Genomic DNA, 5,485 nt, shown 5'->3' with positions numbered 1-5,485 from the left:
GAACGAGCTGGCGATTTAGCTGCGATCCTTTCCTCATTGGAGCCAGGCGATGTGCTGTTCATTGATGAGATTCACCGTTTACCTCGATCGGTAGAAGAAGTGCTTTATCCTGCAATGGAGGACTTCTGTCTTGATATTGTTGTTGGAACGGGGCCGAGTGCACGGTCTGTAAGGTTGGATCTGCCACCGTTTACTCTCGTTGGAGCAACGACAAGAGCGGGGTTACTGTCCGCACCGCTGCGCGACCGTTTCGGCGTCCATTGTCGTTTGGATTATTATGATACTAAGGCCCTTTGTTCGATAGTGGAGCGGACGGCTGAAATTTTCCATGAGGAAATCAATGCGGATGCCGCTGTTGAGATTGCACGCAGGTCCAGAGGTACTCCTAGGATTGCAAACCGTTTATTTAAAAGGGTGAGAGATATTGCCCAAGTAAAAGGAGAAGCTGTTATTTCAAAAGAAACCGCTGATGAAGCGTTAGAAATGCTGCAGGTGGATGCGGAAGGTCTGGATTATATCGACCATAAACTTCTGAAAGGAATCATGGACGGTTTTCGGGGAGGTCCGGTTGGTCTGGACACTATATCCGCTACAATTGGCGAAGAGTCTCAGACTATTGAAGATGTGTACGAACCTTTTCTGCTTCAAATAGGATATATTCAACGTACTCCACGTGGACGAGTCGTTACACCGAAAGCTTACGCTCATTTTAACCGGGAGGTGCCTGGCTCTTGACGGGGTTTGGTAAAATCTTTATTGTAATAGGGATTGTGTTTATCGTGATTGGACTGTTATGGAGCATATTCGGAAAGCTGCCAGGTGACCTTAGTTTCAAGAAGGGAAACGTGACTTTCTATTTTCCGATCATGACTTCCATCATCGTGAGTATTGTCCTTTCATTGATATTCTATTTCATCGGAAAAATACGTTAGGAAGAATAGGGGATTCAAATGGATATAAAGCAGTATGATTTTGAACTGCCAGAAGAATTGATTGCGCAGGTACCTTTAGAAGACCGATCTGCTTCTAAATTAATGGTTCTGGACCGTGAAAAAGAAAAAATTGAACATCACCATTTTTCAGATATCAGCCAATTTATTCAGCCTGGTGACTGTCTTGTCTTGAATGATACACGGGTATTACCTGCCCGCCTCTATGGCGCTAAAGAAGACACAGGCGGTAAGGTAGAGGTGCTCCTCCTTCATCAGAACGAGGATGATGAATGGGAAGTGCTCGTAAAGCCTGCTAAAAAAGTAAAAATAGGTACAAAGATCGTCTTCGGAGAAGGACAACTCGTTGCAGAGTGTACTGAAATTCAAGAACACGGCGGGCGAAAGGTCCGTTTCTCTTACGAGGGTATTTTCCTTGAAGTGCTTGAGTCTTTAGGAGAAATGCCTTTACCTCCTTATATTAAAGAGCAATTGCCTGATCGGGAACGTTATCAAACCGTTTATGCAAAGGAAGAGGGTTCCGCTGCAGCACCTACGGCTGGGTTGCACTTTACAAACGAACTCTTGTACTCTCTTCAGGAGAAAGGCGTGGAGATCGCTTATTTGACTCTTCATGTCGGGCTTGGAACTTTCCGTCCGGTGAGTGTGGACAAGATTGAGGACCATGATATGCACGCTGAATTTTATCAACTCTCCGAAGAAACGGCTGACACACTGAATCGTGTTAGAAAGAATGGTGGACGGATCATCTCCGTGGGCACCACGTCTACACGTACGCTTGAAACGATTATAAGAGATTATGGTACGTTCACAGCAGCAAGTGGTTGGACAGATATTTTTATTTATCCTCCCCAGAAACTGCAGGCCATCGATGGATTGATTACGAATTTTCATTTGCCGAAGTCAACGTTGATCATGCTGGTTAGTGCATTTGCTGGGCGAGATTTCATCTTAGAAGCTTATCACCGGGCTGTTGAAGAAAGGTATAGGTTCTTCAGCTTTGGAGATGCCATGCTGATCTTATAAGTAAAACGAGAACGGAATTTTTTTAGAAAGAAAGGAAAGTAACATGGCAATCACATACGAATTGATAAAAACATGTAAACAAACAGGCGCACGTCTCGGTAAAGTCCACACCCCGCATGGATCATTTGAAACACCGATGTTTATGCCTGTTGGCACGTTGGCTACTGTTAAGACGATGAGTCCTGAAGAATTAGAACGGATGGGAGCACAGATCATTCTCTCAAACACGTACCATTTATGGCTGCGTCCTGGCGAAGATATTGTGGAAGAAGCAGGAGGACTACACTCTTTCATGAATTGGAATGGGTCAATTCTGACCGATTCAGGTGGGTTTCAAGTTTTCAGCCTTAGCGATTTGAGGCAGATTGAAGAAGAAGGCGTGCACTTCCGTAACCATATTAGTGGTGAGAAACTTTTCTTATCTCCAGAGAAAGCGATGAAAATCCAAAACTCTCTAGGAGCGGATATAATGATGGCGTTCGACGAATGTCCTCCTTATCCTGCTGAACATGAGTATATGAAAAAATCTGTCGAGCGAACGAGTCGATGGGCTGAGCGCTGTCTGGAAGGGCACCAGCGCCCGAATGATCAGGGACTATTCGGAATTATCCAAGGCGGCGAGTATGAAGACCTGCGACGTCAGAGTGCTCAGGATCTGACCTCACTGGACTTTCCAGGTTATGCAGTTGGTGGGCTGTCGGTTGGTGAACCCAAAGACGTGATGAATCGTGTATTGGACTTTACAACTCCATTGCTGCCAAAGGAAAAACCTCGCTACTTGATGGGGGTAGGTTCCCCGGATTCTTTGATTGATGGAAGCATTCGAGGAATTGATATGTTTGATTGTGTTCTTCCGACGAGAATCGCCCGCAATGGCACCTGTATGACATCTAACGGAAGACTAGTTGTGCGTAACGCTAAGTTTGCCCGTGATTTCCGCCCGATTGATGAAAACTGTGACTGTCATACATGCCGTAATTATAGCCGGGCCTATATCCGTCATTTGGTCAAAGCTAATGAAACGTTCGGTTTTAGACTTACGACTTATCATAACCTTTATTTTCTGTTAAAATTAATGAGGCAAGTTCGTGAAGCCATTAGAGAAGATCGACTCGGTGACTTTAGAGAAGAATTCTTTGAACAGTATGGTTTCAACAAACCAAACGCAAAGAACTTTTAGAAAGGGGGAAGTTAAATGGATACATTAGTAGGTTTATTGCCGATCATTCTAATGTTTGTCATTTTCTATTTCCTATTAATCCGTCCGCAACAGAAGAAACAGAAAAAAGTACAACAGATGCAGACGGAGCTACAAAAAGGTGATAGAATCATTACAATCGGAGGACTACATGGTACAATTCATGCTATAGATGAGGGTACTCTTGTGATTTCTGTACAAGATGGTTCACAGCTGAAATTTGACCGTTCTTCCATACGTGAAAAGCTGAATCAAGACTAATTAGAAATGGTTGAACAATCCCGTTACACAGAGGTGTAGCGGGATTTGTCTTTTCTATCATCTTTTAGCTGCAGTTCTTCTTGGTAAGTTAACCCCTATCATACCTCCAAGCCATGCTGCAACGAGCAATCCCCCCAAATAACTGAGCTGAGGAAGAGAAACCCATTGATTTTCAAAGATAATTTGAAATAAGGCCATCGCTGCAACGAATATTAACCCTGTCATTCCCCCCGATAACCAGCCCTTTTGTTCTCCTTTGTATGCGGCCATCATTCCTCCGAATGCGAGAATACTTATCCCTGCTATGAGTGCGATTTGGTTGAGTGTAGAATACTCCATGTTAGTAAAACGAAGCAATAAAGCTAAAATTCCTGAAAAGACAATCATCAATATGAAAATCGAGCCCACTCCATATCCAAGCACTCCCTGGATCAACTTTTTCATAAGCCTTCCTCCTTGTATTAGCTTGTCATTTACACTATATGCATGAAATCTGCTGTGATAGAAGTAGATATTTTCCAATGGAATTGAATAGGTATAAATAAAGTCCGGATAAAAGGGGTAGGTCTATGACAACTGTGCTTGCATTGCTCATTTTCGTTGCTAGTTATGTACTGATCATGACAGAAAAGTGGAATCGAGCCCTGGTCGCTCTTGCAGGCGGTGTATTGCTCCTAATGACAAAAGTATATGAGTGGAAAGAAGCCTTCGGGTTCATAGACTGGGAGACTGTGGCGTTGCTTTTTTCCATGATGGTTCTTGTTTCAATTACAAAAAAAACAGGCATCTTTACGTATATGGCCATTCGTCTCGCTCAATTCGTCAAAGGGCGACCGTTACCTCTGCTAGCAGTATCCGCCATTTTCACTGCAGTAGGTTCCGCTTTTTTGGATAATGTGACAACCGTACTCTTATTCGTACCTGTTCTTCTTTCTCTTATAGACAGACTAAAGCTGCCAGCTTTTCCATATTTATTGGTGACAATTTTCAGTTCAAATATAGGAGGAACAGCAACGTTGATTGGTGATCCACCGAACATTATGATCGGACAAGCGGTTCAACATTTTAGCTTTTTGTCGTTTATCTACCACCTTGGTCCGGTCGTACTTATCATTTTTTCAATTATGCTGACTTTGATCATTTTATTGTTCCGAAACAAATTAACTTATAATGAAAAGTTAGCCAGACAGTTGATGGAATTGGATCCTGCAGAACACCTCAACAAGTCTAAGCTGTTGTACCAGTCGGTCTCGGTCCTGCTTTTAACGATTACCGGGTTTATGATGCATCCTTTCGTCCATATGGATATTACGACGATCGCCGTAAGTGGAGCGTTATTGCTGCTATTTCTGACAGACAAAGAGTTAGATGTAGAGCATGTTTTCCAGGAAGTCGAATGGGTCACTCTATTTTTCTTCATGGGACTATTTATGCTGGTGGGGGGACTCGAAACTGTTGGAATCATTGATGAATTAGCAAGGGGAATGGTTTGGATTTCAGGTGGAGACTTGCCTATTACATCCATGGTCATGTTATGGAGTTCCGGATTGTTATCTGGAGTTGTTGATAACATCCCATTTGTCGCAGCCATGATTCCAGTCGTACAAGAACTACAAGGGTATGGCATGATGAATGTCGATCCTATCTGGTGGTCGCTCGCTTTAGGAGCTTGTCTGGGAGGAAATGGAACACTGATTGGAGCGTCAGCAAATGTAGTCGTAGCTGGACTCGCGGCTACTCATAGACAGCCGATTCCTTTTGTGAAGTTTTCTTTATATGGAGTCCCTATTCTTTTGATCTCGCTCATTGTGTCGTCGGTTTACGTGTTTTTTAGATACTTAATCCCATTTTTATAATAATGGTTCTGTTAACCGCTATCGTTTTCAATGGAAGGATTACTTCATCTATGACCAATTGGATCGTTTATGTTATTTAACAAACGTGCAGAATTCTGTAAGACTCGATTTCGAGATATTTCGGGCCCGTTCCTGTAAAAGAGTGAGGGGTGACTGGGAAACAACTCGTCCAGCTGCAACGCCCAGACACTCGC

At 43.3% G+C, this 5,485-nt stretch carries 7 protein-coding genes; 6 read left to right on the top strand and 1 reads right to left on the bottom strand.

The window, feature by feature from the left end; all coding sequences use genetic code 11:
* From ruvB to yajC, 5 genes are all read left to right on the top strand, one after another.
* Nucleotides 1-735 (top strand): Holliday junction branch migration DNA helicase RuvB (gene ruvB, locus LD39_RS16605; protein WP_035550063.1); only part of this gene is annotated, 735 nt, incomplete at its 5' end.
* A complete protein-coding gene (locus tag LD39_RS16600) occupies nt 732-932 on the top strand; it encodes a DUF2905 domain-containing protein (protein ID WP_035550060.1) in 201 nt (66 codons plus the stop codon). The genes ruvB and LD39_RS16600, both read left to right, overlap by 4 nt.
* A gap of 18 nt (nt 933-950) precedes the next feature.
* Nucleotides 951-1,976: a tRNA preQ1(34) S-adenosylmethionine ribosyltransferase-isomerase QueA gene (queA, locus tag LD39_RS16595; protein ID WP_035550056.1), complete on the top strand. Its 1,026-nt coding sequence runs from the start codon at nt 951-953 to the stop codon at nt 1,974-1,976.
* A 43-nt stretch (nt 1,977-2,019) separates the two neighbouring features.
* On the top strand, nt 2,020-3,156 hold the full coding sequence (gene tgt / locus LD39_RS16590) for a tRNA guanosine(34) transglycosylase Tgt (RefSeq protein WP_035550053.1): 1,137 nt from the start codon (nt 2,020-2,022) through the stop codon (nt 3,154-3,156).
* Nucleotides 3,157-3,171: 15 nt separating this feature from the next.
* Nucleotides 3,172-3,435: a preprotein translocase subunit YajC gene (gene yajC, locus LD39_RS16585; protein ID WP_035550050.1), complete on the top strand. Its 264-nt coding sequence runs from the start codon at nt 3,172-3,174 to the stop codon at nt 3,433-3,435.
* Nucleotides 3,436-3,492: 57 nt separating this feature from the next.
* On the opposite strand, the gene LD39_RS16580 is transcribed toward yajC, so the two are convergent.
* The gene (locus LD39_RS16580; protein WP_035550047.1) at nt 3,493-3,879 is read right to left on the bottom strand and encodes a TIGR04086 family membrane protein; all 387 of its coding nucleotides are present in this window, start codon (nt 3,877-3,879) and stop codon (nt 3,493-3,495) included.
* A 125-nt stretch (nt 3,880-4,004) separates the two neighbouring features.
* On the opposite strand from LD39_RS16580, the gene LD39_RS16575 reads away from it, so the two are divergent.
* A complete protein-coding gene (locus tag LD39_RS16575; RefSeq protein WP_035550044.1) occupies nt 4,005-5,291 on the top strand; it encodes an ArsB/NhaD family transporter in 1,287 nt (428 codons plus the stop codon).
* Nucleotides 5,292-5,485: the final 194 nt, after the last annotated feature.

It is taken from the genome of Halobacillus sp. BBL2006 (assembly GCF_000786645.1).
Taxonomy (GTDB): Bacteria; Bacillota; Bacilli; order Bacillales; family Halobacillaceae; genus Halobacillus.
Note: the sequence above shows the minus strand (reverse complement) of the source record. Positions and strands in the feature narration are given on the sequence as shown.

Coding starts and splice junctions, on each gene's coding strand:
- queA (WP_035550056.1), top strand. CDS start 951: ATGGATATAAAGCAGTATGATTTTGAACTGCCAGAAGAATTGATTGCG.
- tgt (WP_035550053.1), top strand. CDS start 2,020: ATGGCAATCACATACGAATTGATAAAAACATGTAAACAAACAGGCGCA.
- yajC (WP_035550050.1), top strand. CDS start 3,172: ATGGATACATTAGTAGGTTTATTGCCGATCATTCTAATGTTTGTCATT.
- LD39_RS16580 (WP_035550047.1), bottom strand. CDS start 3,879: ATGAAAAAGTTGATCCAGGGAGTGCTTGGATATGGAGTGGGCTCGATT.
- LD39_RS16575 (WP_035550044.1), top strand. CDS start 4,005: ATGACAACTGTGCTTGCATTGCTCATTTTCGTTGCTAGTTATGTACTG.